Source organism: Streptomyces sp. NPDC045678 (assembly GCF_056432085.1).
Map to the genome: position 1 here is coordinate 759,854 of NZ_JBWKJS010000004.1, position 23,148 is coordinate 783,001.

The 23,148-nt window shown below is 69.9% G+C and carries 23 protein-coding genes; 11 read left to right on the forward strand and 12 right to left on the reverse strand.

Features of this window, described 5'->3' with window-relative positions; translation table 11 throughout:
• The first annotated feature begins 48 nt into the window (after positions 1 to 48).
• Both AC07DO_RS17875 and AC07DO_RS17880 read left to right on the forward strand, forming a co-directional pair.
• Positions 49 to 1,299: an arginine deiminase gene (locus AC07DO_RS17875; protein ID WP_479060744.1), complete on the forward strand. Its 1,251-nt coding sequence runs from the start codon at positions 49 to 51 to the stop codon at positions 1,297 to 1,299.
• A 127-nt stretch (positions 1,300 to 1,426) separates the two neighbouring features.
• Positions 1,427 to 2,839 (forward strand): non-reducing end alpha-L-arabinofuranosidase family hydrolase, encoded by a 1,413-nt coding sequence (locus tag AC07DO_RS17880; protein WP_479060612.1) that lies wholly within the window; start codon positions 1,427 to 1,429, stop codon positions 2,837 to 2,839.
• Positions 2,840 to 2,894: 55 nt separating this feature from the next.
• On the opposite strand, the gene AC07DO_RS17885 is transcribed toward AC07DO_RS17880, so the two are convergent.
• Positions 2,895 to 3,926, reverse strand: a complete 1,032-nt coding sequence (locus AC07DO_RS17885; protein ID WP_479060614.1) for a LacI family DNA-binding transcriptional regulator — start codon at positions 3,924 to 3,926, stop codon at positions 2,895 to 2,897.
• Between the two features lie 140 nt (positions 3,927 to 4,066).
• Between AC07DO_RS17885 and AC07DO_RS17890 the strand changes: the two genes are divergently transcribed.
• From AC07DO_RS17890 to AC07DO_RS17905, 4 genes are all read left to right on the forward strand, one after another.
• The gene (locus AC07DO_RS17890; protein WP_479060616.1) at positions 4,067 to 5,371 is read left to right on the forward strand and encodes an ABC transporter substrate-binding protein; all 1,305 of its coding nucleotides are present in this window, start codon (positions 4,067 to 4,069) and stop codon (positions 5,369 to 5,371) included.
• 65 nt (positions 5,372 to 5,436) lie between these two features.
• On the forward strand, positions 5,437 to 6,339 hold the full coding sequence (locus AC07DO_RS17895; RefSeq protein ID WP_479060746.1) for a carbohydrate ABC transporter permease: 903 nt from the start codon (positions 5,437 to 5,439) through the stop codon (positions 6,337 to 6,339).
• Positions 6,336 to 7,157: a carbohydrate ABC transporter permease gene (locus AC07DO_RS17900; protein ID WP_479060618.1), complete on the forward strand. Its 822-nt coding sequence runs from the start codon at positions 6,336 to 6,338 to the stop codon at positions 7,155 to 7,157. Before AC07DO_RS17895 ends, AC07DO_RS17900 begins: the two co-directional genes overlap by 4 nt.
• Positions 7,154 to 9,631 carry a beta-xylosidase/alpha-l-arabinosidase gene (locus AC07DO_RS17905; protein ID WP_479060620.1) on the forward strand — a complete coding sequence of 826 codons (2,478 nt, stop codon included), beginning with the start codon at positions 7,154 to 7,156 and terminating at the stop codon, positions 9,629 to 9,631. The genes AC07DO_RS17900 and AC07DO_RS17905 overlap by 4 nt, the downstream gene beginning before the upstream one ends.
• An 85-nt stretch (positions 9,632 to 9,716) precedes the next feature.
• Here AC07DO_RS17905 and AC07DO_RS17910 read toward each other — a convergent pair whose 3' ends face one another.
• From AC07DO_RS17910 to AC07DO_RS17925, 4 genes are all read right to left on the reverse strand, one after another.
• Positions 9,717 to 11,102, reverse strand: a complete 1,386-nt coding sequence (locus tag AC07DO_RS17910; RefSeq protein ID WP_479060622.1) for a glycoside hydrolase family 10 protein — start codon at positions 11,100 to 11,102, stop codon at positions 9,717 to 9,719.
• 295 nt (positions 11,103 to 11,397) lie between these two features.
• Positions 11,398 to 11,625 carry a hypothetical protein gene (locus AC07DO_RS17915; protein ID WP_479060624.1) on the reverse strand — a complete coding sequence of 76 codons (228 nt, stop codon included), beginning with the start codon at positions 11,623 to 11,625 and terminating at the stop codon, positions 11,398 to 11,400.
• Positions 11,626 to 11,689: 64 nt separating this feature from the next.
• On the reverse strand, positions 11,690 to 11,998 hold the full coding sequence (locus AC07DO_RS17920; RefSeq protein ID WP_123985553.1) for a hypothetical protein: 309 nt from the start codon (positions 11,996 to 11,998) through the stop codon (positions 11,690 to 11,692).
• Complete coding sequence (locus tag AC07DO_RS17925; protein ID WP_479060625.1) at positions 11,998 to 12,690, reverse strand: hypothetical protein; 693 nt, start codon at positions 12,688 to 12,690, stop codon at positions 11,998 to 12,000. Before AC07DO_RS17925 ends, AC07DO_RS17920 begins: the two co-directional genes overlap by 1 nt.
• 708 nt (positions 12,691 to 13,398) lie before the next feature.
• Here AC07DO_RS17925 and AC07DO_RS17930 point away from each other — a divergent pair.
• The 4 genes from AC07DO_RS17930 to AC07DO_RS17945 all read left to right on the forward strand — a co-directional run bounded on the left by AC07DO_RS17930 (position 13,399) and on the right by AC07DO_RS17945 (position 17,292).
• Complete coding sequence (locus tag AC07DO_RS17930; protein WP_479060627.1) at positions 13,399 to 14,010, forward strand: hypothetical protein; 612 nt, start codon at positions 13,399 to 13,401, stop codon at positions 14,008 to 14,010.
• Between the two features lie 476 nt (positions 14,011 to 14,486).
• On the forward strand, positions 14,487 to 15,794 hold the full coding sequence (pcaDC, locus tag AC07DO_RS17935) for a bifunctional 3-oxoadipate enol-lactonase/4-carboxymuconolactone decarboxylase PcaDC (protein ID WP_479060629.1): 1,308 nt from the start codon (positions 14,487 to 14,489) through the stop codon (positions 15,792 to 15,794).
• 55 nt (positions 15,795 to 15,849) lie between these two features.
• The gene (locus AC07DO_RS17940; protein WP_479060747.1) at positions 15,850 to 16,482 is read left to right on the forward strand and encodes an MBL fold metallo-hydrolase; all 633 of its coding nucleotides are present in this window, start codon (positions 15,850 to 15,852) and stop codon (positions 16,480 to 16,482) included.
• A gap of 30 nt (positions 16,483 to 16,512) precedes the next feature.
• On the forward strand, positions 16,513 to 17,292 hold the full coding sequence (locus AC07DO_RS17945) for an exodeoxyribonuclease III (RefSeq protein WP_479060631.1): 780 nt from the start codon (positions 16,513 to 16,515) through the stop codon (positions 17,290 to 17,292).
• A gap of 4 nt (positions 17,293 to 17,296) precedes the next feature.
• Here the strand turns inward: AC07DO_RS17945 and AC07DO_RS17950 are convergent, their stop codons facing one another.
• The 7 genes from AC07DO_RS17950 to AC07DO_RS17980 form a co-directional block, all read right to left on the reverse strand.
• Entirely contained in the window at positions 17,297 to 19,102 is a 1,806-nt protein-coding gene (locus AC07DO_RS17950) for an SGNH/GDSL hydrolase family protein (RefSeq protein WP_479060633.1), read from the reverse strand.
• 118 nt (positions 19,103 to 19,220) lie between these two features.
• Positions 19,221 to 19,343 (reverse strand): hypothetical protein, encoded by a 123-nt coding sequence (locus AC07DO_RS17955; protein ID WP_479060635.1) that lies wholly within the window; start codon positions 19,341 to 19,343, stop codon positions 19,221 to 19,223.
• Positions 19,344 to 19,561: 218 nt separating this feature from the next.
• Positions 19,562 to 19,987 (reverse strand): PRC-barrel domain-containing protein, encoded by a 426-nt coding sequence (locus AC07DO_RS17960; protein ID WP_479060637.1) that lies wholly within the window; start codon positions 19,985 to 19,987, stop codon positions 19,562 to 19,564.
• Positions 19,984 to 20,595 (reverse strand): PRC-barrel domain-containing protein, encoded by a 612-nt coding sequence (locus AC07DO_RS17965; protein ID WP_479060638.1) that lies wholly within the window; start codon positions 20,593 to 20,595, stop codon positions 19,984 to 19,986. The genes AC07DO_RS17960 and AC07DO_RS17965 overlap by 4 nt, the downstream gene beginning before the upstream one ends.
• Complete coding sequence (locus AC07DO_RS17970) at positions 20,592 to 20,738, reverse strand: hypothetical protein (protein ID WP_479060640.1); 147 nt, start codon at positions 20,736 to 20,738, stop codon at positions 20,592 to 20,594. The genes AC07DO_RS17965 and AC07DO_RS17970 overlap by 4 nt, the downstream gene beginning before the upstream one ends.
• 112 nt (positions 20,739 to 20,850) lie before the next feature.
• Positions 20,851 to 21,261 carry an ATP-binding protein gene (locus tag AC07DO_RS17975; RefSeq protein ID WP_479060642.1) on the reverse strand — a complete coding sequence of 137 codons (411 nt, stop codon included), beginning with the start codon at positions 21,259 to 21,261 and terminating at the stop codon, positions 20,851 to 20,853.
• A gap of 106 nt (positions 21,262 to 21,367) precedes the next feature.
• Complete coding sequence (locus AC07DO_RS17980) at positions 21,368 to 22,534, reverse strand: PP2C family protein-serine/threonine phosphatase (RefSeq protein WP_479060644.1); 1,167 nt, start codon at positions 22,532 to 22,534, stop codon at positions 21,368 to 21,370.
• A 109-nt stretch (positions 22,535 to 22,643) separates the two neighbouring features.
• On the opposite strand from AC07DO_RS17980, the gene AC07DO_RS17985 reads away from it, so the two are divergent.
• The gene (locus tag AC07DO_RS17985; RefSeq protein WP_479060645.1) at positions 22,644 to 23,147 is read left to right on the forward strand and encodes a MarR family winged helix-turn-helix transcriptional regulator; all 504 of its coding nucleotides are present in this window, start codon (positions 22,644 to 22,646) and stop codon (positions 23,145 to 23,147) included.
• Position 23,148: the final 1 nt, after the last annotated feature.

Below are 23,148 nucleotides of genomic sequence, written 5' to 3' on the forward strand. Positions count from 1 at the left end.
CTGGCCTCTCTGCCCAGGACAACTCCGGAAAGGCACTCCGTGACAAGCATCAGCACCACCGGTCCGGGATTCGGCGTCCATTCCGAGGTCGGCAGGCTCCGCAAGGTCCTGGTCTGCGCGCCCGCACTCGCGCACCGCCGCCTGACCCCGACCAACTCCGCCGACCTGCTCTTCGACGACGTGATGTGGGTGGAGAACGCCCAGCGCGACCACGCCGACTTCGTCGCCGAGCTCCGGCGGCGCGGGGTCGAGGTCGTCGAGCTGCACGACCTGCTCGCGGAGACCCTGGGCGTCCCCGGCGCCAGGGACTGGCTCCTGGAGCGGAAGATCACCGCGAACCAGGTCGGGATCGGCCTGATGGACGACACCCGCGCCTACCTGGAGACACTGGAGCCGCGACGGCTCGCCGAGTACCTGATCGGCGGCCTCGCCACCACGGACCTGCCGGACGAGTACCGCTCCGACTACGTCGCGCTCGTCCGCGAGTCCACTGGCGTGGGCGAATACCTGATGCCGCCGCTGCCGAACACCCTCTACACCCGTGACACCACCTGCTGGCTGTACGGCGGCGTCACCCTGAACCCGCTCTACTGGTCCGCCCGGCACGACGAGACGCTGCTGATGAAGGCGGTCTACCGGTTCCACCCCGACTTCACGGGCGCCACCGTCTGGTGGGGCGACCCCGAACTCGACTGGGGCCAGGCGACGTTCGAGGGCGGCGACATCATGCCCGTCGGCAACGGCGTCGTCCTCATGGGCATGAGCGAGCGCACCTCCCGCCAGGCCATCACGCAGGTCGCCGCCGCCCTGTTCGCCAACGGCGCGGCCGAACGGGTCGTCGTCGCCGGCCTGCCAAAACTGCGCTCCGCGATGCACCTCGACACCGTCTTCACCTTCGCCGACCGCGACATCGTCACCCTCTACCCGAAGATCATGGACGACGTCCACGCGTTCACGCTCCGTCCCGGCGAAGGCCCCGCCGGCGTCTCGATCACCGACGAGGGGTCCCGCACGTTCGTCGACGTGGTCACCAAGGCGCTGGGGCTGTCCTCGATGCGGGTGATCGAGACCGGCGGAGACGCCTACGCGTCGGAGCGCCAGCAGTGGGACAGCGGCAACAACGCCGTCGCCCTGGAGCCGGGCGTGGTCTTCACGTACGACCGCAACACCCAGACCAACGCCCTGCTGCGCCGGGCCGGCGTCGAGGTCATCACGATCGTCGGCGCCGAACTGGGCCGGGGCCGCGGCGGCGGCCACTGCATGACGTGCCCGCTGATCCGCGACGCGGTCGGTTTCTGAGCACCGAATGTTTCGGCGTTCTTTGCGAATCAAGTGAGAAGCATTGACGCCGCTTGCCCACTGCCCTTCAATCTGCTCGAAGCTTCGAACTCCGTTCGATATCACGAACAAGGTGAGGGAAGTCTCCATGCGCAGTGGGAAGTCAGGACGCAGACCTCTGTCCGGGGCGTTCACCGCCGCCGTCACCACCCTGATCGCGTTGGCGGCGATGCTCGTCGCCCTCCCGGCCCAGGCGGCCACGAGTGGCACCTTGCGCGGTGTCGGGTCGGGCCGGTGTCTCGATGTGCCCGGTGCCGCCCGGGCCGACGGCACATACCTGCAGATCCACGACTGCTGGACAGGGACCAACCAGCAGTGGACGTCCACGGACGACCATCAACTGACCGTGTACGGCAACAAGTGCCTGGATGTTCCGGGCCACGCCACCACATCCGGTACCCGGGTGCAGATCTGGTCCTGCTCGGGCGGTGCGAACCAGCAGTGGCGGGTGAACGCCGACGGCACGGTCATCGGTGTGGAATCCGGGCTGTGCCTGACCGTCACGGGCTCCGGTACGGCCAACGGCACGGCGGTGGAGATCCGGACGTGCGACGGCGGGAGCGGCCAGAAGTGGACCGGCCTCTCCCCGGGCGGCACGTGTGCTCTTCCGTCGACCTACCGGTGGACGTCGACGGGCCCGTTGGCGCAGCCCGCGAACGGGTGGGTCTCGCTGAAGGACTTCACCAGCGTGCTGCACAACGGCAAGCGCCTGGTCTACGCATCCAACTCGTCGGGATCCTCGTACGGTTCGATGATGTTCAGTCCCTTCACGAACTGGTCGGACATGGGGTCGGCCCGCCAGACCGGGATGAGTCAGGCCGCGGTGGCGCCCACGCTGTTCTACTTCGCCCCCAAGAACATCTGGGTGCTGGCGTACCAGTGGGGTGCGTCGGCCTTCGTCTACCGCACGTCGAGCGACCCGGCCGACCCCAACGGCTGGTCGTCGCCGCAGCCGCTGTTCACCGGCAGCATCTCCGGCTCCGGCACCGGCCCGATCGACCAGACCTTGATAGCCGACGGGCAGAACATGTACCTGTTCTTCGCCGGTGACAACGACAAGATCTACCGGGCGAGCATGCCGATCGGAAACTTCCCGGGCAACTTCGGCTCGTCGTACACGACGATCATGAGCGACTCGACGAACAACCTCTTCGAGGCGGTTCAGGTCTACAAGGTGCAGGGACAGAACCAGTACCTCATGATCGTCGAGGCGATGGGCGTCAATGGGCGCTACTTCCGCTCGTTCACGTCCTCCAGCCTGAGCGGTACGTGGACCCCGCAGGCGGGCAGTGAGAGCAACCCCTTCGCGGGCAAGGCCAACAGCGGCGCCACCTGGACCAATGACATCAGCCACGGTGACCTGGTCCGGAACAATCCCGACCAATCCATGACCATCGACCCCTGCAACCTCCAGTTCCTCTACCAGGGCAAGTCCCCGAACGCCGGCGGCCCCTACGACCAACTGCCCTACCGGCCGGGCGTCCTGACCCTGCGGCGCTGAACCGCGGGCGACCGTTCGGAGCACCGAAGCCACGAGCCGCGGCGGCGCACGGCGCTCAGTCCTCGGGCGGCGGCGCCGTGCTCTTGCGCACGACCAGGCTCGTGGCCAGCTCCAGGCGCGTGGACACCGGTTCCTCGGCCCGCAGCCGCATCAGCATCTGCGTGGCCTCCTCCGCCATCTGACGCAGCGGCTGGTGGACCGTGGTCAGGGCCGGGCTGGCCCAGCGGGCGATGGACACGTCGTCGTAACCGACCACCGAGAGGTCATGGGGGACGCGCAGGCCGTGCGCCCGGGCGGCCTCCAGTACGCCGAGTGCCTGGAGGTCGCTGCCCGCGAAGATCGCGGTGGGCCGCCGCGACCGGGACAGCATCTCGGCGGCGCGGTCGTACCCGCCCTCCACGTGGAAGTCGCCGAACACGACGAGTTCGGGGTCCGCCTCCAGGCCCGCCATGGCCATCGCCGACCGGTAGCCGTCGAGCCGGGCGCGGGAGCAGAGCATGTCCTCGGGTCCGGTGATGATGCCGATGCGCCGGTGCCCGCACTCGATGAGATGGCGGGTGGCGGCGAGGCCGCCGTTCCAGTTGGCCGAGCCGACCGAAGGCACGTCCGGGTCAGGGTCGCCGGCCGGGTCGATGATGACGAACGGGATGGAACGCGCCCTGAGCTGCTGTTTCACCTCGCCGGGCAGGGCGGAGAAGACCAGCACGACACCGAGCGGCCGACGCTGGAGCATCGCCTCCATCCAGTCGGGGCTGGGCGCGTGGCGGGTTCCGCTCTCGGTGAGGACGACGCCGGCGCCGTGAGCCTTCGCGACGTTCTGCACTCCCCGGATCAGCTCCATCGCCCAGATGCTCTCCAGCTCGTGGAACACGATCTCGATGAGCGGCGCCTCGCGGGCCGAGCGGGTGGTGCGCCGGTATGCGTGGGCCTCCAGCAGACGCTCCACCTTGACCCTCGTGGGGGCCGCCACGTCCTGCCGCCCGTTGAGGACCTTCGAAACTGTCGAAATGGAGACGCCGGCCCGCTGAGCCACCTGGGCCAGGGTGATGCGGCCCATTTCCTCGTCATCGCGCATGGCGAGGAGCATAGAACACGAGTCAACTGCCGCCGAGACATAACGCTTTGATAACGCGGCGACCGAGGGTTGACCCCCTCGAAGGGGGAGTCCTAGCGTCCCGCCTCAGGAAGTTTCGGTAATGCAACCGAAAAGTTTCGAGAGGCGAGTCGATGAAGCAACGCGCACGGTTCTCGCACACCGTTGTCGTCGGTGGTGCCGCGCTGGCACTGACGCTGTCCCTGTCCGGCTGCGGGGGAGACTCCGATGCGGCAGGCCGCGGCAACACCATCCACGTCCTGGTCTACGGGGACGACGCGAACAAGGTGGAGAAGGAACTCGTCGCCGCCTTCAACAAGACGTCGAAGGTGAAGGCCGTCCTCGACACGATCCCCGGCGCCGACTACCAGGCCAAGCTACAGACGATCATCAACAGCAAGCAGGCGCCGGACGTCTTCTTCAACTGGGGCGGCGGCAGCATCAAACCGTTCGTCGACGCCGGCCTGCTGCTCCCGCTGGACTCCTTCATCGCCAAGGATCCCGGCCTCAGGACGAAGTTCCTGCCGTCCGTGTTCAACAGCGCGGTGGTCGACGGCAAGCCCTACGGGATCCCCATGCGCGGTACGCAGCCCGTGCTGCTGTTCCACAACGGCAAGGTCCTCGAGAAGGCGGGGGTCGAACCCCCGAAGACCTGGGACGACCTGCTGGCGGCGGTCAAGGCGCTGAAGGCCGACGGCGTCACGCCGATCGCGCTGGGCGGCGGCGACCGGTGGCCGACGCTGATGTGGTTCGAGTACCTCTACGACCGCATCGCGGGACCGGAGCTGTTCCAGAAGGCCCTGAACGGCGACAAGGACGCCTGGGCGAGCCCGGACAGCCGCAAGGCCCTCGGCAGGATCAAGGAACTGGTGGACGCCGGGGCCTTCGGCACCAACTACGACTCGGTGAAGTTCACCGACAAGGGTTCCCCCACGCTCCTGGCGACCGGCAAGGCCGGCTTCGAGCTGATGGGTTCGTGGGAGTACTCGACGCAGCAGGACGCGCACCCGGAGTTCGCCAAGAGCGACCTCGGATACAGCGCCTTCCCCTCGGTCGAGGGAGGCAAGGGCGCCCGGGCGAACGTCGTCGGCAACACCAACAACTTCTACTCCGTGCTGAAGAGGACGAAGCCCCCACGGGCCGTCGCCGAGTTCCTGAAGCTCATGTACTCGGACCGCTTCGTCAAGGCGCAGCTCCGCATCGGCAACCTGCCGACCACGACGAACACCGAGGGCTTCCTGGACTCCGCCGCCGACCCGGAGTACGCCGAGTTCCAGTACGACCTGGTCAAGGACGCCCCGGCGTTCCAGCTCTCCTGGGACCAGGCGTACCCCCAGTCGGCGGCCACCACGATGTACCAGTCCCTCCAGCAGTTCTTCAACGGCTCGATGGACGAGGACGCCTTCATCAAGGCCATGCAGGCGCTGCCGACCTCGTGAGCACACTCAAATCCGGACCCGGAACACGTGACGTGACCCGAAGCGCCGCTCCTGCCGCGGACGGCGTGACGGTCCAGAAGGCCGGCGCGTCCGGCACCGGAGCGGGTCGGCCGGGATTCCTCTGGGCGGCTCCCGCCGCCGTCTTCTTCGGCCTCTTCGCCATCGTCCCGCTCCTCATGGTCGCCGTCCTCTCCTTCGCGAGCTGGGACGGCCTCAGCGACCCGCGATTCACCGGCCTCGACAACTGGAAGAAGCTCCTCGACGACTCCGTCATGATCGAGAGCCTCTGGCTGAGCGTCCTGCTCACCGTGCTCGGGGTCGTCGTCCAGACTCCGCTGAGCATTCTGCTCGGCGTCTGGGCGGCGGGACACCAGCGCAACCGGGCCGTCCTGTCCGCCATCTACTTCGTGCCGATGCTGCTGTCCATCACGGCCGTTTCCGTGCTGTGGCGCGCGGTCCTCGACCCCAACTTCGGCGTCCCCGCGCAGGCCACATGGCTGTTCGGCGACGGCAACCTGTTCGGGACGCAGTCCAGTGCTCTCGGCGTCCTGGTCTCCGTCAGCACCTGGCAGTTCACCCCCCTGCACACGCTGATCTACCAGGGCGCGGCGCGCGCTGTGCCGCCGGTCCTCTACCAGGCGGCGCAGATCGACGGCGCGGGCACGGTGCGGCAGTTCTTCCACATCACGCTGCCGCAACTGCGCAACTCGATCATCACCTCGATGATCCTGATGGTGGTCGGCGGACTCACCACCTTCGACACCGTGCTCATCCTGACCCAGGGCGGACCGGGCAGCGACACCACCATCAGCGCGTACTACATGTACCAGAAGGCGTTCAAGAGCTTCGACTACGGAGCGGCGTCCGCCATCGCCCTCCTCCTGGTCCTCGTCTCCACGGTCATCTCGCTGATCGTGGTGCGGCTCTCGGGCTACGACAAGATGCGCAGCACCATGGAGGGACTGTGAGGAAGAGCCGCCCCAACTACTTCGCCGGATTCGGCTCGCTGGTCTGGCTCCTCGTGGTGGGGCTGCCGCTGTACGTGATGCTCGTCGCCACGTTCCAGTCGCGCCCCGACTACGCGGCCAACGGCCCGCTGGCCTTCCCCGAGCACTTCACGCTCGACAACTACGTCGACGACGTCAACAGCGGCTTCGCGCAGTACTTCCTCAACACGGTCATCGTCACCGTGTGCGTGGTGGGCATCGTCGTGCTCCTCGTCCCGCCCCTGGCGTACACCATCGTCAGGAGCCGGGGCCGGGCCACCACCACGGTCTTCCGGCTGTTCCTCCTGGGCCTGGCGATCCCCTCGCAGGCGGTCGTCGTCCCGATGTTCTTCGTCATCAGCGAGGCCGGCCTCTACGACAACCTCATCGGCGTCATCCTGCCGACGGCGGCCTTCGCCATGCCGGTGTGCGCCCTGATCCTCACGGGAGTGATGCGTGACATCACCCCCGATCTGTACGAGGCGATGACGATGGACGGCGCCTCGTCCCGGCGGGTCTTCTTCCAGTTGGTGCTGCCGCTGTCCAAGAGCGGGATCTCGACGATCGTCGTCTTCTCCGCGCTCCAGGCGTGGAACGGCTTCCTCTTCCCCCTCGTCCTGACGCAGTCGGCGGAGACCAAGGTGATCACCATGGGGCTCTACGACTTCCAGACGGAACACGGAGTCGACACCCCCGGCCTGCTCGCCGCCGTCGTCCTGTCCATGCTCCCCATCCTGATCGTCTACCTGTTCGCCCGTCGTGCCCTCGTACAGGGGCTGATGGGGGTCGGAGGAAAGTGACCACCAACATCGACAACGCCGGAGCGCAGCCGCCCGCCGAGGCCGCCGACCCCCGGGTGACGGAATCCGGCGCCATGGACCACCGCACCGCGCCCTGGCGCGATCCCGCTCTCGCTCCCGAGGCCAGGGCCGACGCCCTGATCGCCGCCATGACCCTCCAGGAGAAGATCTCCCAGCTGTTCGGCGTCTGGGTGGGCGCCTCCGACGAGGGGGCCGAAGTCGCGCCGTTCCAGCACGACATGGAGGAGGCCGTCGCCCTCGACGACCTGCTTCCGCACGGCCTCGGCCAGTTGACCCGCCCGTTCGGTACGGCTCCGGTCGACCCGGCCGTGGGCGCCCTCTCGCTGGCGCGCACCCAGGAGCGGATCGCCGGGGCGAACCGCTTCGGCATACCGGCGCTCGCCCACGAGGAATGCCTCGCGGGCTTCGCCACCTGGGGCGCGACCGCCTATCCGGTGCCGCTGTCCTGGGGCGCCACCTTCCATCCGGAACTGGTCCGTGAGATGGCCGCCGCGATCGGCCGCGACATGCGTTCCGTCGGCGTGCACCAGGGACTCGCCCCTGTCCTCGACGTCGTACGCGACGCACGCTGGGGCCGCGTCGAGGAGACCATCGGCGAGGACCCCTATCTGGTGGGAACGGTCGCCACCGCCTATGTACGGGGACTGGAGTCGGCCGGGATCGTCGCCACGCTCAAGCACTTCGCCGGATACTCCGCCTCACGGGCCGGCCGCAACCTCGCCCCGGTCGGCATGGGAGCCCGGGAGCGGGCCGACACCATCCTCACCCCGTTCGAGATGGCCGTACGCGAAAGCGGCGTACGGTCGGTCATGCACGCCTACACCGACACCGACGGCATCCCCTCCGCCGCCGACGGGCAGCTGCTGACCGGCCTGCTCCGTGACACCTGGGGCTTCGAGGGGACCGTGGTCACCGACTACTTCGGCATCGCCTTCCTGAAGACGTTGCACGGTGTGGCGGGGACCTTCGGCGAAGCGGCCGGTGCCGCACTCGAAGCGGGTGTGGACGTGGAACTGCCCACCGTCAAGGCGTTCGGCGGCCCGCTGACCGAAGCGGTCGCCGAGGGGCTCGTCCCCGAGGCGCTGGTGGACCGTGCGGTACGCCGAGTGCTGGCCCAGAAGGCCCAGTTGGGGCTGCTGGACGCGGACTGGCGGCCCACGCCGTCCGCGCTCGTGGAAGCCGCGGACTCCGCGGACCGCACCGCGGGCGGGAACTCGGCGGCGCTGCGCGGAACCGTCCGTCTCGACACCGACGAGAACCGCGCCCTCGCCCGCCGCGTCGCCGAACAGGCCGTCGTGCTCCTGCGCAACGACGGCACCCTGCCCCTGGCGGCGGGCCCGGCCCCCGGGGCCCCGGCCCGTATCGCACTCGTCGGGCCCAACGCCGACACCCCGACGGCCGTCCTCGGCGGCTACGCCTTCCCCGTCCACGTCGGGGGGCAGCACCCCGAGACCCCGCTCGGCATCGAACTGCCCACCCTGCGCGAGGCACTGGCGGCGGAGTTCCCGCTCAGCGAGATCGTCACCGCGCAGGGCGCGGACATCGACGGCCCCGCCACCGACGGGTTCGGCGCGGCCGCCGAACTGGCCGGGGGCGCCGACCTCGTGATCGTCGCCCTGGGCGACCGGGCCGGTCTCTTCGGGCGCGGCACGAGCGGGGAGGGCTGCGACGCGGAGGATCTGGCACTGCCCGGCGTCCAGGAGCAGTTGCTCGACACCCTCCTCGACACGGGCACCCCCGTCGTCGCCGTGCTGCTCGCCGGACGCCCCTATGCCCTCGGGCGCGCGGTGGAGGAGGCGGCGGCGATCGTGCAGTCGTTCTTCCCCGGCGAGGAGGGAACGAGAGCCATCGCCTCGGTGCTCAGCGGCCGCACCGAACCGTCCGGCCGCCTCCCCGTCAGCGTTCCGCGCCACCCCGGCTCCCAGCCCTCCACCTATCTGGCGGCGCGGCTCGGCCACTCCAGCGATGTGTCCAGTGTCGACCCGACCCCGGCGTTCGGGTTCGGCCACGGCCTGACCTACACCGCCTTCGAGTGGAGCGACCTCGTCGTGGAGCACGGACGAGCCTCCACCCAGGGGGAGTTCACGCTCTCCTGCACCGTGCGCAACACCGGCGATCGGGAGGGAACCGAAGTGGTACAGGTGTATCTCCACGACCCGGTCGCCTCGGTGGTCCAGCCGGTGCAGCGCCTCGTCGGCTACGTACGCCTCGGCCTGCGACCCGGACGGGCGGCCAGGGTGCGGATGACGGTCCCGGCGGACCTCGCGTCCTTCACGGGCCGCGACGGCCACCGGATCGTCGAACCGGGCGATCTCGAACTGCGGCTGAGCGCGTCGAGCACCGACCCGCGCCTCACGGCCCGCTTCACGTTGACCGGGCCGGTACGCACGGTCGACCACACGCGTCGGCTGCACATGGCTGTCGTGACGGAGCCCCTCACGGACGCGCCGTAGCCCGGCGCCCACCGACCCGAAGGGCCCTCGCGGAGGGGACGACCACCGCGAGGACCCTTCGTCCTTCTCCCCGTATCGCCGTTCGTCAGGACGCGGTGCAGGCGCCGATGGTGGGCGGCGCCGTATCACCGTTCGTCATGACGGTGAAGCCGAAGCTCGTCGTCCCGCCGGCCGCCAGGCTGCCGTTGCCGCTCGGGGCCATGGTCATCACCTTTCCGGTGCTGTCCCAGCTCGGTGTGCCGTTCCAGGTGGCCGAGATCCGCTGCGCCGAGGAGACCGTCACCCGCACGTTCCAGCCGCTGATCGCCGAAGTACCCGCCGTGATGGTCACCTTGCCGTTGTAGCGGTCACCCCACGTCTCCTGCTTCGCGTACGAGACGGTGCACGTGCGGGTGCCGTTTCCCCCGTCACCGCCGCCCGTACCGCCCAGGGCGGACAGCACCGAGGCGTAGGCCGGCTTCTTGTTGTAGTTGCCGTCGAAGAGCAGCGGGGTGCCGCTCGCGCGCCAGGAGTACTTGTCGGTGACGCCCCATACGGTGAGGCCCGTGCAGCGCGTCACCGCGAGGCACGCCTTCACCACGTCGGCGTAACTCGTGGCCTGCGAGGACCCGGACCCCTCGATGTCGAGCTCCGTGATCTGCACGTCGACGCCGAGGTCGGCGAAGCGCTGGAGGTTCTGCCGGAAGTCGGCGGGGACGGGGGACTGGCCGTTGAAGTGGCTCTGGAAGCCCACGCAGTCGACGGGCACACCGCGCTGTTTGAAGTCCTTCACCATGGCGTACACGGCGTTGGACTTCGCGTTCACCCCGTCGGTGTTGTAGTCGTTGTAACAGAGCTTGGCGGCGGGGTCGGCGGCCCGCGCGGTGCGGAACGCCTCCTCGATGAAGCCGTTGCCGAGCTTGTCCTGGAAGGGCGAGCTGCGGCGCGCTCCGCTGCCGCCGTCCTGGAACGCCTCGTTGACGACGTCCCACGAGTGGATCTTCCCCTGGTAGTGCCGCATGACCTGGGTGATGTGGTTGTTCATCGCCGTACGGAGGTCGCCGGCGCCCAGGGACCCCACCCAGCCGGGCAGCTGGGAGTGCCAGACCAGGGTGTGTCCCCGCACCTTCATGCCGCGGCCCTGCGCGTGGCTGACGATCCGGTCGGCCGCTGCGTAGGTGAATGATCCCCGGGAGGCCTCCACCGCGTCCCACTTCATCTCGTTCTCGGGGGTCACCGAGTTGAACTCGGTGTTCAGCGTGGCGGCGTAGGGCGCCTCACCGAGGTGGTTCGCGGCGACCGCCGTGCCGAAGTACCGGCCCTTCGCGGCCGCCGACTCGCCGAGGGTGGTTGCCGCCTGGGCGGTGCCGGACAGGGCGACGACACCGGTGGCCGCGAGGAGCCCGGTGACGGAGAGGGCCAGGGCTTTGCGGGCGTGGGCGCGGAGGGGGGTGCGGCCTTTCCCGAAGGCGCTCAAGGTTGTTCTGATCATGACAACTACATCCTTCCGTGAGGGGTTGGTGAGGTGTTCGGCGTTGATCCCTGCGTGATGTCCGCGAAAGCTTTCAGGGCCCGACTGGTCCACCCCTACCGGCTGCAGCGCGGAAAGGTGACTGCCCAACAGATCCTGAGTGATGCGCGTTGTCGAAACAATGGCGCGTCACGCCCGAAATAGTTTCGGTCCCCACGGCCTACGTGCAGCCGATCCGGCTCCGGTGTCCGAGGCCTACGGTGGGATCGCAGGTGAGACGTGTTTGACCGAGTTGGGAACTTGCAGTCCAGGTCCGTCAACGCTGTTGGTGACTCGGGCGTGACAGATGTTGACCCCTGTCGGCTTGTTTCGGTGGGGGTTTTAACTTGCCGTCAGGATCGGCGTGGATGAGCGGGTTGTTGTTGCCATACGTGTAGCCGTGCATCTGCTGGGGATCAGCCGTGTCGATGATGAGCCAGCGGCTGGGGCGGCCGTCGGCAGGCGCGACGGCCGCCGCGGTGTGCGCCATGGCGATGCTGTTCATCTGACGTCGCACACGCCGAGAGGCCGGGCCCGCCAGGGACCCGACCTCTCAGAAGGTGCCGCTCCTACCAGTAGGTGCGCGTGACCGCGTCGGGCAGCCGCCCCTGCCGCTCCTTCTCCATGAAGAGCACCGCCGCGATCTTCAGGAAAGCGGTCCGGACTCCCGGGTCCGGGTCGGGGTTCTGCACATTCCCGACCCTCTTGTCGAGCAGCGTGTCACCGAGAGGATCTCCCGCCGCCGTACAAGGACGGGCGATCACCCCTTCCGGGTCGATCAGGATGTTCCCGGTGATCCCCTCCACGGTCGTCCACGCGTAGACGCCCGCTCCGGTGTCCAGGGAAGCGATCATTTTGCAGCTGAAGGACGCTGTCATCACCGGAACCCTATCCCGTCGGCCGCGGGCGCGTTCTCGTCCCAGACATGGCCCGCGTCCAGGATCGCCTTGTGAGCCCGGCGGTAGTTCTGGTCGCCGTGCTCCCGCATCCAGCTGGACTCGTACAACCCGTGGGCCAGCAGGTCGAGGTCGCTGGGGTGCGGGTTTCCGTCCTGGAGCCATTCCAAGGCCCTGGCGATATAGGGGTTGGAGTAGAACCGCTGCACGCCGTCGTCGAGTTGGTGCGTCTCGATGAATAGGTGCCGGTAGATCTGGTTGATATCGGCGGCAGAGTAGCCGGACGCGGCGGACTGGGCGACCCGGTCGAGCCGGGCGTCGGCGCGGATCGCGTCGTAGGCGTGGTCCGCCCACTCCATCCAGAAGTCTGTCTCGCTGCGGGGCCCGCGAAAGGACGTGCCGCCGGACTGGAGTTCCCGCTCCGTGGCGACGGCGGTCCGCCGCCACCCCGTGAGGCCGCCGACACCGGAGAGGACGAGCTGCTGGACGAGTTCGTCGGCGGTGTCGGAGTACAGGTCGGCGAGGGCGTCGCAGCCCTGCTGGCGGAGCATGTTCTCGGCGCGGTAGAGCCGATACGCGGGACGGACGGGCAGGTACTTGTCGACGAACCCGCCCGCGCCGCCGTTCTCGCCGGTGGCGGCGTCCTTCAGGTCCTTCTCACGAAGAAGCGGCACCAAGTGTCGCCCATGCGGGACTACATGAACGCCCGCGAGCGGACGGCCAAGGGTGGCACGCCTCACCGCCTGCCCGAACCGGTGAGCGGCAGGCGTGAACACAACTATCCGGGGGGGCGGGGCGTCGACGTACAGCGGCCTGTGGCTCTACGTGATGGACGAGGCAGTTGATCGCAGGCCCTCCGGAGCTCGGCTCCCCCGAGCAGGAACGTTCCCCCTTCGCCCTCTCCGACCCGACGTCGAAATCCGGTCGCACCCGTATCCCCGCTTCGGCAGCTTCACCTGCCTTCCAGCGGCAGCTGGAGATCGCGGCTCTCGTTCATGGTGCCGGGGAAGCGCTCAGGGACTCCCCCCTCAGACACGTCCAGGACCCCTGGTTCCACATCACGCCGTTTATCAATAGGTGGCGCCGAAAAGTCCAGGTGAAGCGGCTCACGTGGCCTCTGGCGTGTGAGGCACCTGATCGTCGACGAGCTTGCTTCGGGTACACCCCCGTCCACAGCGCCCAGCAACTGCAGCGCTCGGAGCGCGACCTGCAAGTGCAGCTCCTGAACCGCTGTCGGTGCGGGCAACGGATGCGTATGACTGACTTCGGCACGTCCTCGCGAGACGAGGTTCCCGTGAATCGTATGCTCGTCTCCGGACTCCTCTATGGTGGCGGCAATGGGGCCCTGGAGCCCCAACCTCGCCTTGTAGGAGGGCACTTGCATGTTGTGGTCCGAGAGTCTGCCGGAGGTCCTCACCCGGTCCGACTTCGCCGGGATGGTGGGGCGCGAACCGCGCAGCATCGAGCTGATGGCCAGCCGCGGACTCATCGCGAGCCCGACGCACAGCAACCGCGGGAAGTTCGTCTGGGAGGAGGAGCTCGCGAGGGGATGGTTCCGGACGCTGCACGAGCACGCCGTGGTCGTGCCCGCGAACGACCTGGCCGAGGAGGAACTCGCCGAGTACGTCGCCTATCTCTGTCCGCTCAGCAGCAGCCACGTCGGACTTGCCCGCCCCCAGCTCCTGGTGATGTACCGGCCGGGCGGCCAGGGGCAGATCTTTGACGTCATCGCGGTGGAGACCATCCACCAACAGGTTCCCGGAACCCGGGATACCTCTGCGGCGACCCAGAGCATCGTGCGCGACGGTGAGACGTTGAACGACTCCGGGAAGCCGTGGACCGTCTTCTACCTCATCGAGCTCGGTCCGATCGAAAAGATCACGCCGGTGATCCAGCAGGGACGGTACCTGCCCGTCGACCTGGTCCGGAAGTCGCTGACGTCCGGCCACCTCGTCGTTCCTACGCTCAACGAGGCATTTCCCGCCAGGAAGTGACGCCACCCTGATCGGGCAGTGGAGTGTTTTCCACGAAGCCAGCTGCGCCGATCATGGAGAGGATCGTGGTCGAGTGGGTGGCGTGACGAGCTACTACTCCCGGTGGGAATGGATGTGGGTTCCCACCGCCTGGGAGGGCTTGCACGGGGTTGCGGCGGAGGAGCAAGCGTGATCCTCGTGGTGTCCACCAGCCGAGCGCTCTGCCTCGCCCTATGGTGAGTGGATTGAGGGGCACGCAAAGTCCGTCTTCTGGCTGTGGACCGACAGTAGAGACTGGGGGATCCAACCGGCTGTGGCCAAGTCTTCCAACCGGCCCAGGGCTGGCCTGGGAAGGTCTCCAGATGGTCCCGGTGAGCCTCGTCCGTGCCACTACACTCTCGTTCCGGCAGCGACTGGCCTGCCGTCGCGAGAACCCCAGTCCCGATAGGTTCACCCCGGCGATGTGACTTTTCGTGACTGATGAGAGGGTCGGGCGGGTGAGTGAGACACCGAAGAACACCCTGCAATACCGCTTTGACGGGCCAGAAGACGCTCCAGTCCTGATCCTGGGTGCCTCACTGGGTACCACATGGCACATGTGGGACCGGCAGATACCGGAGCTGGTCCGGCAGTGGCGGGTGTTCCGCTTCGACATGCCGGGGCACGGCGGCGCGCCCGCGCACCCGTGCGGGTCCGTCGGAGAGCTCGCCGACCGGCTGCTCGCCACGCTCGACGAGCTCGGCGTGCACCGCTTCGGCTACGCGGGCTGTGCCTTCGGCGGTGCCATAGGGGCCGAGCTCGCGCTGCGGCACCCGCACCGCGTCGCCTCGCTCGCGCTGATCGCCGCATCGCCGCGGTTCGGCACCGCCGACGAGTTCCGGCAGCGCGGCGTCATCGTGCGCAGCAACGGACTCGACCCCATCGCACGCTCCGCCCCCGACCGCTGGTTCACGCCCGGTTTCGCCGCCGCCCAGCCCGCGATCACCGACTGGGCCGTGCAGATGGTGCGCACCACCGACCCCGGCTGCTACATCGCCGCCTGCGAGGCCCTCGCCTCCTTCGACGTGCGCGCCGAGCTCGGCAGGATAGGCGTGCCCACGCTCGTGCTCGTCGGCTCCGAGGACCAGGTCACCGGGCAGGGCGAGGCCCGTACGCTCGTCGCCGGGATCCCGGACGCGCGGCTCGCCGTCGTACCCGGCGCCTCGCACCTCGCCCCCGTGGAGCAGCCGGCCGCCGTCACGGACCTCCTCGTACGGCACTTCTCGACGGCCTGGCAGCCCGCCCCCGACGCCACCATGGGCGGCCAGTCGGCGCTCGCCGCCGCGCCGCCCAAGCCCGTCCTCGGCCCGTCGCCCGCGCCCGTCTCGCCCGTCGCCGAGATCGGTCCGGTGGAGCAGCCGGAGGCCGTGCCGGGCAACGCGGCACCCGACGTGTACGACGCGGGGATGAAGGTGCGCCGCGAGGTGCTCGGCGACGCGCACGTCGACCGCGTGCTCGCCGCGGCCGACGACTTCTCCGGCGACTTCCAGGAACTCGTCACGCGCTACGCGTGGGGCGAGATCTGGAACCGCCCCGGCCTGGACCGCCGCTCCCGCAGCTGCGTCACGCTCACCGCGCTCGTCGCGGGCGGCCACCTGGACGAGCTGGCGTTCCACACCAGGGCGGCGCTGCGCAACGGCCTCACCCCGGCGGAGATCAAGGAGGTCCTGCTCCAGGCCGCCGTGTACTGCGGCGTCCCCGCGGCCAATTCCGCCTTCAAGGTCGCGCAGGCCGTGATCCGTGAGGAAACCACGCCGCAGGAGTAGCAGGATGGGAGACATGACGACATCTCCCGACAGCAGGACCGGGCGCACGCCGCGCATGACGTTCACGAAGAAGTCCCACGCGTGCGTGCGGCTCGAAAAGGACGGGCGCACGCTCGTCGTCGACCCCGGCGGCTTCAGCGAGGAGGACGCCGCGCTCGGCGCCGACGCCATCCTCGTCACGCACGAGCACCCGGACCACTTCAACGAGGACCGGCTGCGGGCCGCCATGGAGGCCCGCCCCGGAGCCGAGATCTGGACCCTCAAGTCGGTCGCGGACCAGATCTCGGCGGCCTTCCCCGGGCGCGTGCACACCGTCGGGCACGGCGACACGTTCACCGCCGCCGGATTCGACGTCCAGGTCCACGGCGAACTGCACGCCGTCATCCACCCGGACATCCCGCGCATCACCAACGTCGGCTACCTCGTCGACGGCTCCGTGTTCCACCCGGGCGACGCGCTCACCGTCCCCGACCAGCCCGTCGAGACGCTGATGCTGCCCGTCATGGCCCCCTGGAACAAGATCTCCGAAGTGATCGACTACGTGCGCGAGGTCAAGCCGCAGCGTGCCTACGACATCCACGACGCGCTCCTCACCGACCTCGCCCGGCCGATCTACGACAACCAGATCGGCGCTCTCGGCGGGGCCGAGCACGTGCGTCTGACGCCGGGGGAGTCGGCGGATCTGTGACTGTCAGTGCCGCCCGGTAGGTTGTGAGGCATGCGCATTGCGACCTGGAACGTGAACTCGATCACCGCTCGTCTGCCGAGGCTCCTGACCTGGCTGGAGGCCACTGGCACGGACGTGCTATGCATCCAGGAGACCAAGACGACGGCCGAGCAGTTCCCCGCCGAAGCGCTCCGCGAGCTGGGGTACGAGTCGGCGGTGAACGCGACGGGGCGGTGGAACGGCGTCGCGCTGGTCTCCAAGGCCGGCCTCGACGACGTGGTCAAGGGCCTGCCGGGCGGGCCGGGGTACGACGGGGCGGAGGAGCCCCGCGCGATCTCCGCGACCTGCGGCCCCCTCCGCCTCTGGTCGGTGTACGTGCCGAACGGCCGCGAGGTGGACCACGCCCACTACGCGTACAAGCTCCAGTGGTTCGAGGCCCTGAAGACGGCGGTCGCCGCCGACGCGGCGGGTCCCCGCCCCTTCGCCGTCCTCGGCGACTTCAACGTGGCACCGACCGACGACGACGTCTGGGACCCGGCGCTCTTCGTCGGTGCCACGCACGTCTCCGAGCCCGAGCGCGCCGCCCTCGCGGCCCTGCGCGAGACGGGTCTCACGGACGTCGTGCCCCGCCCCCTCAAGTACGCCCACCCGTTCACGTACTGGGACTACCGCCAGCTCGGCTTCCCCAAGAACAGGGGCATGCGCATCGACCTCGTCTACGGGAACGAGCCGTTCGCGAAGGCCGTCTCCGACTCGTACGTGGACCGGGAGGAGCGCAAGGGCAAGGGCGCGTCCGACCACGCGCCCGTCGTGGTCGACCTCGACGTCTGAGGCCTCACGGCACGAGCAGGCGCAGGTCCACCGAGTCCGCGAGCGCCGCGAGGCCCGTGTCGCCCGGATGCAGATGGTCCCCGCTGTCGTAGGCGGGGAGGATCCGCGCCGGGTGCGCGGGGTCCCGCAGCACCGCGTCGAAGTCGAGCACGGCGTCGAAGTCGTCGCTGCCCCGCAGATAGGCGTTGACGGCCTCCCGCTGCTGGTTCGCGGCGGCCGTGCACAGGGACTCGCCCTCGCACGGCGCGATCGTCGCCGCCACGGTCCGCAGCCCGCGCGCCCGCGCGCGGTCCGCGATCTCCCGGAGCCCCGCGATCACCTGGTCCGCCGAGGCGCCCCAGCGCACGTCGTTGACGCCCTCGAAGACGACGACGGTACGTGCCGACGTCTGGGCGAGGACGTCGCGGTCCAGGCGGTGCAGGGCGCTCACGCCGCCCGTGTCGGTGGAGACGCCGTCCCCGGGATAGCGGTCGGCGACCACGCGGTTCGCGGAGATGCCCTGGTTGAGGACGCCAAAGGACGGTACGTCGGACTGGTTCAGGAGCCGCGTCGCCAGGACGTTGGGCCAGCGCCGGTTGGCGTCCTGCGTCGACTTCACGCCGTCGGTGATCGAGTCGCCGAGCAGCACGACCGAACCGGGCCCGCCGCCGACGTCGACGCCCGTGAGCAGCGGCCACGTCGTGATCGTCGAGGTGTACGCCGCCGGGGAGCCGTCCGCCGTGTGGTCGCCGGGGCCGCTGACGTACGAGCGCTGAATGGCCTGGCTGTGCACGGGCGCCGCCGCGACGGGGCCGGGCAGATGGAAGCTGACCAGGAGGTTCGCGTCGGCCGGCACGTCGAAGTCGAGGGGGTCGCTGAACGCCTGCGCGCCCGCCGGGAGCTCCGTGCCCGGGACACCGCGGAACGACAGCGGCCGCGGTGCGCCCCGCGCCCCCGCCCCGGCCTCCTGCACCGCCACCGTCGCGCTGCCGATCCGCACCGGGGCCGCCGCGAAGGTGTTGTCGAGCCGGATGCGCACCCGCGGCCCGCCCGTACTCGTGTGGACGACGAGCCGCACGGTCCGGTCGGCCCACGGCCCCACCGCCGGGTAGCCCGCGGTCGACGCCGACCAGGTGCCCGTCCAGCCCTTCGTCGCGGCCCGCACCGACAGGGCGAACACGTGCAGGTCCGGGGCGCCCGGGTCGCGCGGCAGGCCGACCGACGCGACCTCGCGTCCGCGGGCGAGCGGCACCGTCACCATGTACACCCGTGCCTTCTCGGCGAGTTGACCGCCGGGCGTGTTGATGTGCGGCAGGGCGACGGACTTCGTGGCGAGCGGTCCCGCGCGCCAGTCCGGGGCGGTGAGCCGGTAGGTGCCGCGCGAGCCGTCCCGATAGCGGACCGTTCCCGTGCCGCTCGCCTCGCCGCCCGTGCCGGCGACCAGGAAGGCGAGGGCGTCGCCGCGCCCGCGCACCCGTACCGACTGGCCGTCGGCGCGCACGTTGTCCGGCCTGCCCGGCGCGGTCCGCGGCCAGGTCAGCCGGGCTCCTTCGATGCCGAGCGTCCGCCCGGGCGTCCAGCCCGCGGCCGTCAGGTCCCGTGCGGACAGGGAGCCGCCCGAGCCGTCGAAGTCCGCGGCGGCGGGACGGTCGTCGTCGCTGACCGCGCGGTTGTCGAAGAGCCGCTCCAGAGGGAGCGGCCCGGGTCTGTGCGGTGCCGCGGCCTGCGCCGACGTCACCGGCACGAGGCCCGTGAACAAGGCGAGCACGGCGGCTGTTCCCCAGATACGTCGGCGCACGACAGTCCCCTCCCGCGGTGGCAGATGCGCCATGAAGCTAAGGAGGCACGGGAGGCGAGTCAATGAGGGACGCGTGAACACGACGCGAACTCACCGGACCGGTCCGTCGGAGGCTCGGTCAGCGGTACGTCGGCGGCCCGGCCGCACTCCGTCAGGACGTGGCCGACACCAGCCCCTTCTCGTACGCGACGATGTCCGGGGCCTCGGTGATGACCATGCTCAGGGCGGTGCGGACCGGGGCCTGGTCGTCGACCAGCAGGACGCGGATCGTCATCGGGCACCCGCCGTGCAGCCCGGCCGGCGTCTCCCGCCCAGCCTTCTCCACCGCGATCATCTACGTCGCGACGTACGAGGAGACCGTCAGCAACCAGGAAACGGCCACCCACAGACCGGGCGGCGCATGCTTGAGCAGGGAAGTCGCACGGGGAATCGATCCACAGGTGTACGACCACGGTCGACAGCCGTCCCGGTACGTGTGGCGCCGACGCTCCGTCAGATGCGTATCACCACGGCGTACGAGCCGACGCCGAGCAGGTGACGGCCGGGGACGCGGTCGCCGCGCGAGGTGTGGAGGGTGTCTATGCGGCCGGACCCGGGGTCGAAGGCGACGTCGGTGAGGGTTCCGGCGGCGTCGCCCAGCTCCGTCAGGAGCCGCTTGCCGAGCAGGTCCTGGCTCCCGGACGATTCCGTGGACGCGAACCGTGCCGCCGAGGCGGCTCTGACGACCAGTGCGTCCGGTCCCACCGCGTGCACGTCCGCCCAGGCCACGACGTCGCCGCCGTCCTTGGCCCCGTCCAGCCGGACCGCGGTGATCAGGGCGTCCTCCGGAGCGAGGACGAGACCGGCCACCGTGCCGATCTGCGCGGCGTCCGACGAGCTCACGACGGGGCGGCCCACGGCCTGGCTCAGCAGCATCACGAGGTCCGCTCCTCACCGGTCACGCCACGCCCGCCGGGACCCGCGAGCCGCTTGCGCCACAACGCCGTGGCGAGTTCGCCGAGTTCCCCGACGGCGTGCTCCGTGTCCTGCGCGGGCACCACCAACGTGTCGCCGGTCAGGGCGGGGCGGTCGCCGAGCGGCAGGAAGACCTTGCGCCCGTGCCGGCCGAGCGCCTCCGTGGACGACATCTCCACGCCGACCACCCGGCCCTCGCGGCCCGCCTCGACCACCACGTCCAGGACGGTGCCCACCCGCACCCCCTGGTCCGTCAGGACGCGCGCCCCGCGGACGAGGCCGCCGGAGGCCTCCTGCCAGGAAGCGACGGCCGACTTGTCCTCCAGGGCCTCGGCCGAGGTGATCATCACGGCGTCCACCCCCAACGCGTGCACCGCCGCCCACGGCAGGCTCTTGCGCAGCGGGCCGGACAGCAACCCCCGCCCGGCCAGCGTGAATCCGGCGATCCGGCCGCCCGCGCCGTCGAGCACGACATCCTTGACCTGGGCGACCGCCTCGCCGCCCAAGGTGACCACCGGACGCTTGGTGAGGTCGCCGGCCGACATCAGTGCCGCGGGCACGGAGGACGTCATCGCACCCTCCCTCGCCCGGGCCGCCGGCCGCGCCGCACCACGATCACGCCACCGCTGCGCCGCCGGGCCTGCACGCCGACCACCGCGGCGCCCAGCAGACCCACCACGACGACCACGGCGATCAACCACGCCCACCACACCATCGTCCACCTCCCGGAGCGACCAGGACCGAACCCACGGGGACCGGATACCCCCAGCCGGGAAACAGTCACCCGGTCCCTGAAAGCGGCCCCCCGGCCCCCGGCGGCCGCCCGGCTACCGCGCCAGTTCCGCCCGTATCGTCTTGCTCGACGCGTCCAGGCTCACGGTCACCACCCGGGCCAGGCGCTGCACCATCGGCCAGCCGAACCCACCCGTATTGCCCTTGAGGTCGGGCGTGCGTTCCTGCGGGGGCCGCGGGTCCGCGTCGGAGACGGCGACCGTGACGCCGTCCCTGCGGGCCTGCAGACGCAGGGAGCACAGGGTGCCCCGGGCGTGCCGGACCACGTTGGTGACGAGTTCGGAGACGACGAGCTCGATGCTCGACGCGTGCCGGTCCTCCACCGCCGGGGACAGCCCGGCGACGAAGGCCCGGGTGATGTCCCGTGCGTCGGCGACCGCTTCGGGTCTCTTGTCGAAGGTGGCCGTTTCCGGCGGTCGGGTGAGCGGTGCGCGCTGCGTCCGCATGAGACTCCTCCTCCCTGGGGACGGCCGTCCCGTCCGGAAGGAACATCTGCCCGAGGAACGGCGTAATCAACGCCTCCGTTCCGGCCGATGTGCGCGGCTTCCCGCCTCAGGGGCGGCCCCGCCAGTCCAGGCAGAGAATCATGGCGTCGTCGTCCGCGGCGGTGGGGCCGCGGTGCCCGGCGAGCTCGTGGAGCACCGCGCGCGGGACCTGTGAGGGCGGCAGGAGGCGGGTGCTGGTCATCGCCCGGGTGAGGGCGCGCTCGCTGTAGCGCTCACCCGTCGGGGACGCCACGTCGTAGACACCGTCACTGACGAACAGCAGCCGGTCGCCGGGCTCGACGCGGAAGTGCTCCGCGCTGTAGGGCGTGTCCTCGGACATGCCGAGCGGCAGCTGCGCGTCCAGCTCCATGGGCTCGGCCCTGCCGCCGCGCACGCGCCACATCCGCGGGGAGCCCGCGTCGATGATCTCGATCTCGCCCGTGGCGAGATCGAAGCGCAGGAGCAGCATGGAGAGGTGGACGGCGCCTTGGTAGTGGCCGTAGACGGCCTGGTCGGCCAGGCAGGCCTGGTCGACCAGGGACAGTCCGGCCCGGCGGGCGTTGCGCAGCGCGTTGATGGCCAGGCTGGTGAGGAGCGCCGCCTCGATGCCCTCGCCCATGCCGTTGGTGACGGTGAGGGTGAGGTGGTCGGCGGAGGCCGACCAGTCGAAGTTGTCGCCGTGGATCGCGTACGCCGGTTCGAGCTGGGCGCCGATGTCGTACTCCGGACGGGAGCAGGAGCGGCCGGGCAGCAGTTCCCACTGCATCTCGGCGGCGAGGGTGAGCCGGTCGGCGCGCCGTGCCTGGAGGTAGAGGTCGGTGTCCCGTTCGGCCACGACGATCTCGTGCCCGAGGATCTCGGCGAGGTCGCGGAGCTCTTGCACGGTCTCGGCGTCGCAGGCCTCATCGGGGAGGCGGACGCTGAGGATTCCGGTGCGGTCGCCGCGCACGCTCACCGGCAGGTGGACGGTGACGGGCTCGCCGTCGGCGCCGGTCTCGATGTGCGGTTCCTGTGCGCCGAAGGCGCGTCCTGCGGGGCTGCCGTTGATCGCCACGGGCGCCGCCGTATGCGGCAGCGCGTCGACCGGTTGGAGTATGGTCATCGCGTAGTCGGCCATGAGCAGGTCGACCGAGCAGGCTGTGTAGCGGCCGATGAGCGCGTTCCGCACTGTTTCGAGAAGAGCGTGCGGTGCTGAGGTGCGCAGGGCTCGCTCCACAGCCATGAATCTGTCCACGTGTTGGGTACCACCTGTTCCGGTTCGGGTCGGGAGTGCGGGAAGGGGCCGGGTGTCCGCCGTGTCTCAGCGACTGACAGGGCCATTGCGAAGTGTCACAGTTGAGGCCATGGACTCCGAAACTTCCATCAGGGGCGGTCAGGATGCGGCCACGCATGCTGCCCGGGAAGTCATCGAACTGCTCGAGGTGCTGTGGAGCAGAGGCAGGGACATTGCCTCGACAGCACCCGTGTCGTCGTCGCAGCTACGTGTGCTGTACGTCCTGGACGGCGCGCAGGGCATCAACCTGCGGACGCTCGGTGAGTGCCTGGGGTCGGCGCCGTCTTCGGTGAGTCGTATGTGTGACCGCCTTCATGCCCTGGGCTTCATTGAGCGAGCTCTCAGTTCAGCCAGCCGTCGCGAACTCGAACTGCGCTTGTCGAGCCAGGGCAAAAATTACCTCAACGAACTGCGGGCCCGCCGGGAGAGTGCGTTGCTCGACGCCATTTCGGCGATGCGCCCCGCGGAGCGCTCCGCGCTGGTGCGCGGCCTGAGCGGCTTTCAGCGGGCGGTGGAGGACACCGCCCCCGGGCAGCGGCCCCCCGCGCGGGACGGCACCGCCGAGTCCGCCTGAC

Bases quoted from the DNA above. Each gene is read 5' to 3' on its own strand.
- AC07DO_RS17880 (WP_479060612.1), top strand. From the start codon at position 1,427: ATGCGCAGTGGGAAGTCAGGACGCAGACCTCTGTCCGGGGCGTTCACC.
- AC07DO_RS17885 (WP_479060614.1), bottom strand. From the start codon at position 3,926: ATGCTCCTCGCCATGCGCGATGACGAGGAAATGGGCCGCATCACCCTG.
- AC07DO_RS17890 (WP_479060616.1), top strand. From the start codon at position 4,067: ATGAAGCAACGCGCACGGTTCTCGCACACCGTTGTCGTCGGTGGTGCC.
- AC07DO_RS17910 (WP_479060622.1), bottom strand. From the start codon at position 11,102: ATGATCAGAACAACCTTGAGCGCCTTCGGGAAAGGCCGCACCCCCCTC.
- AC07DO_RS17915 (WP_479060624.1), bottom strand. From the start codon at position 11,625: ATGAACAGCATCGCCATGGCGCACACCGCGGCGGCCGTCGCGCCTGCC.
- AC07DO_RS17920 (WP_123985553.1), bottom strand. From the start codon at position 11,998: ATGACAGCGTCCTTCAGCTGCAAAATGATCGCTTCCCTGGACACCGGA.
- AC07DO_RS17930 (WP_479060627.1), top strand. From the start codon at position 13,399: ATGTTGTGGTCCGAGAGTCTGCCGGAGGTCCTCACCCGGTCCGACTTC.
- AC07DO_RS17940 (WP_479060747.1), top strand. From the start codon at position 15,850: ATGACGTTCACGAAGAAGTCCCACGCGTGCGTGCGGCTCGAAAAGGAC.
- AC07DO_RS17945 (WP_479060631.1), top strand. From the start codon at position 16,513: ATGCGCATTGCGACCTGGAACGTGAACTCGATCACCGCTCGTCTGCCG.
- AC07DO_RS17950 (WP_479060633.1), bottom strand. From the start codon at position 19,102: ATGGCGCATCTGCCACCGCGGGAGGGGACTGTCGTGCGCCGACGTATC.
- AC07DO_RS17955 (WP_479060635.1), bottom strand. From the start codon at position 19,343: ATGACGATCCGCGTCCTGCTGGTCGACGACCAGGCCCCGGTCCGCACC.
- AC07DO_RS17965 (WP_479060638.1), bottom strand. From the start codon at position 20,595: ATGACGTCCTCCGTGCCCGCGGCACTGATGTCGGCCGGCGACCTCACC.
- AC07DO_RS17970 (WP_479060640.1), bottom strand. From the start codon at position 20,738: ATGGTGTGGTGGGCGTGGTTGATCGCCGTGGTCGTCGTGGTGGGTCTG.
- AC07DO_RS17975 (WP_479060642.1), bottom strand. From the start codon at position 21,261: ATGCGGACGCAGCGCGCACCGCTCACCCGACCGCCGGAAACGGCCACC.
- AC07DO_RS17985 (WP_479060645.1), top strand. From the start codon at position 22,644: ATGGACTCCGAAACTTCCATCAGGGGCGGTCAGGATGCGGCCACGCAT.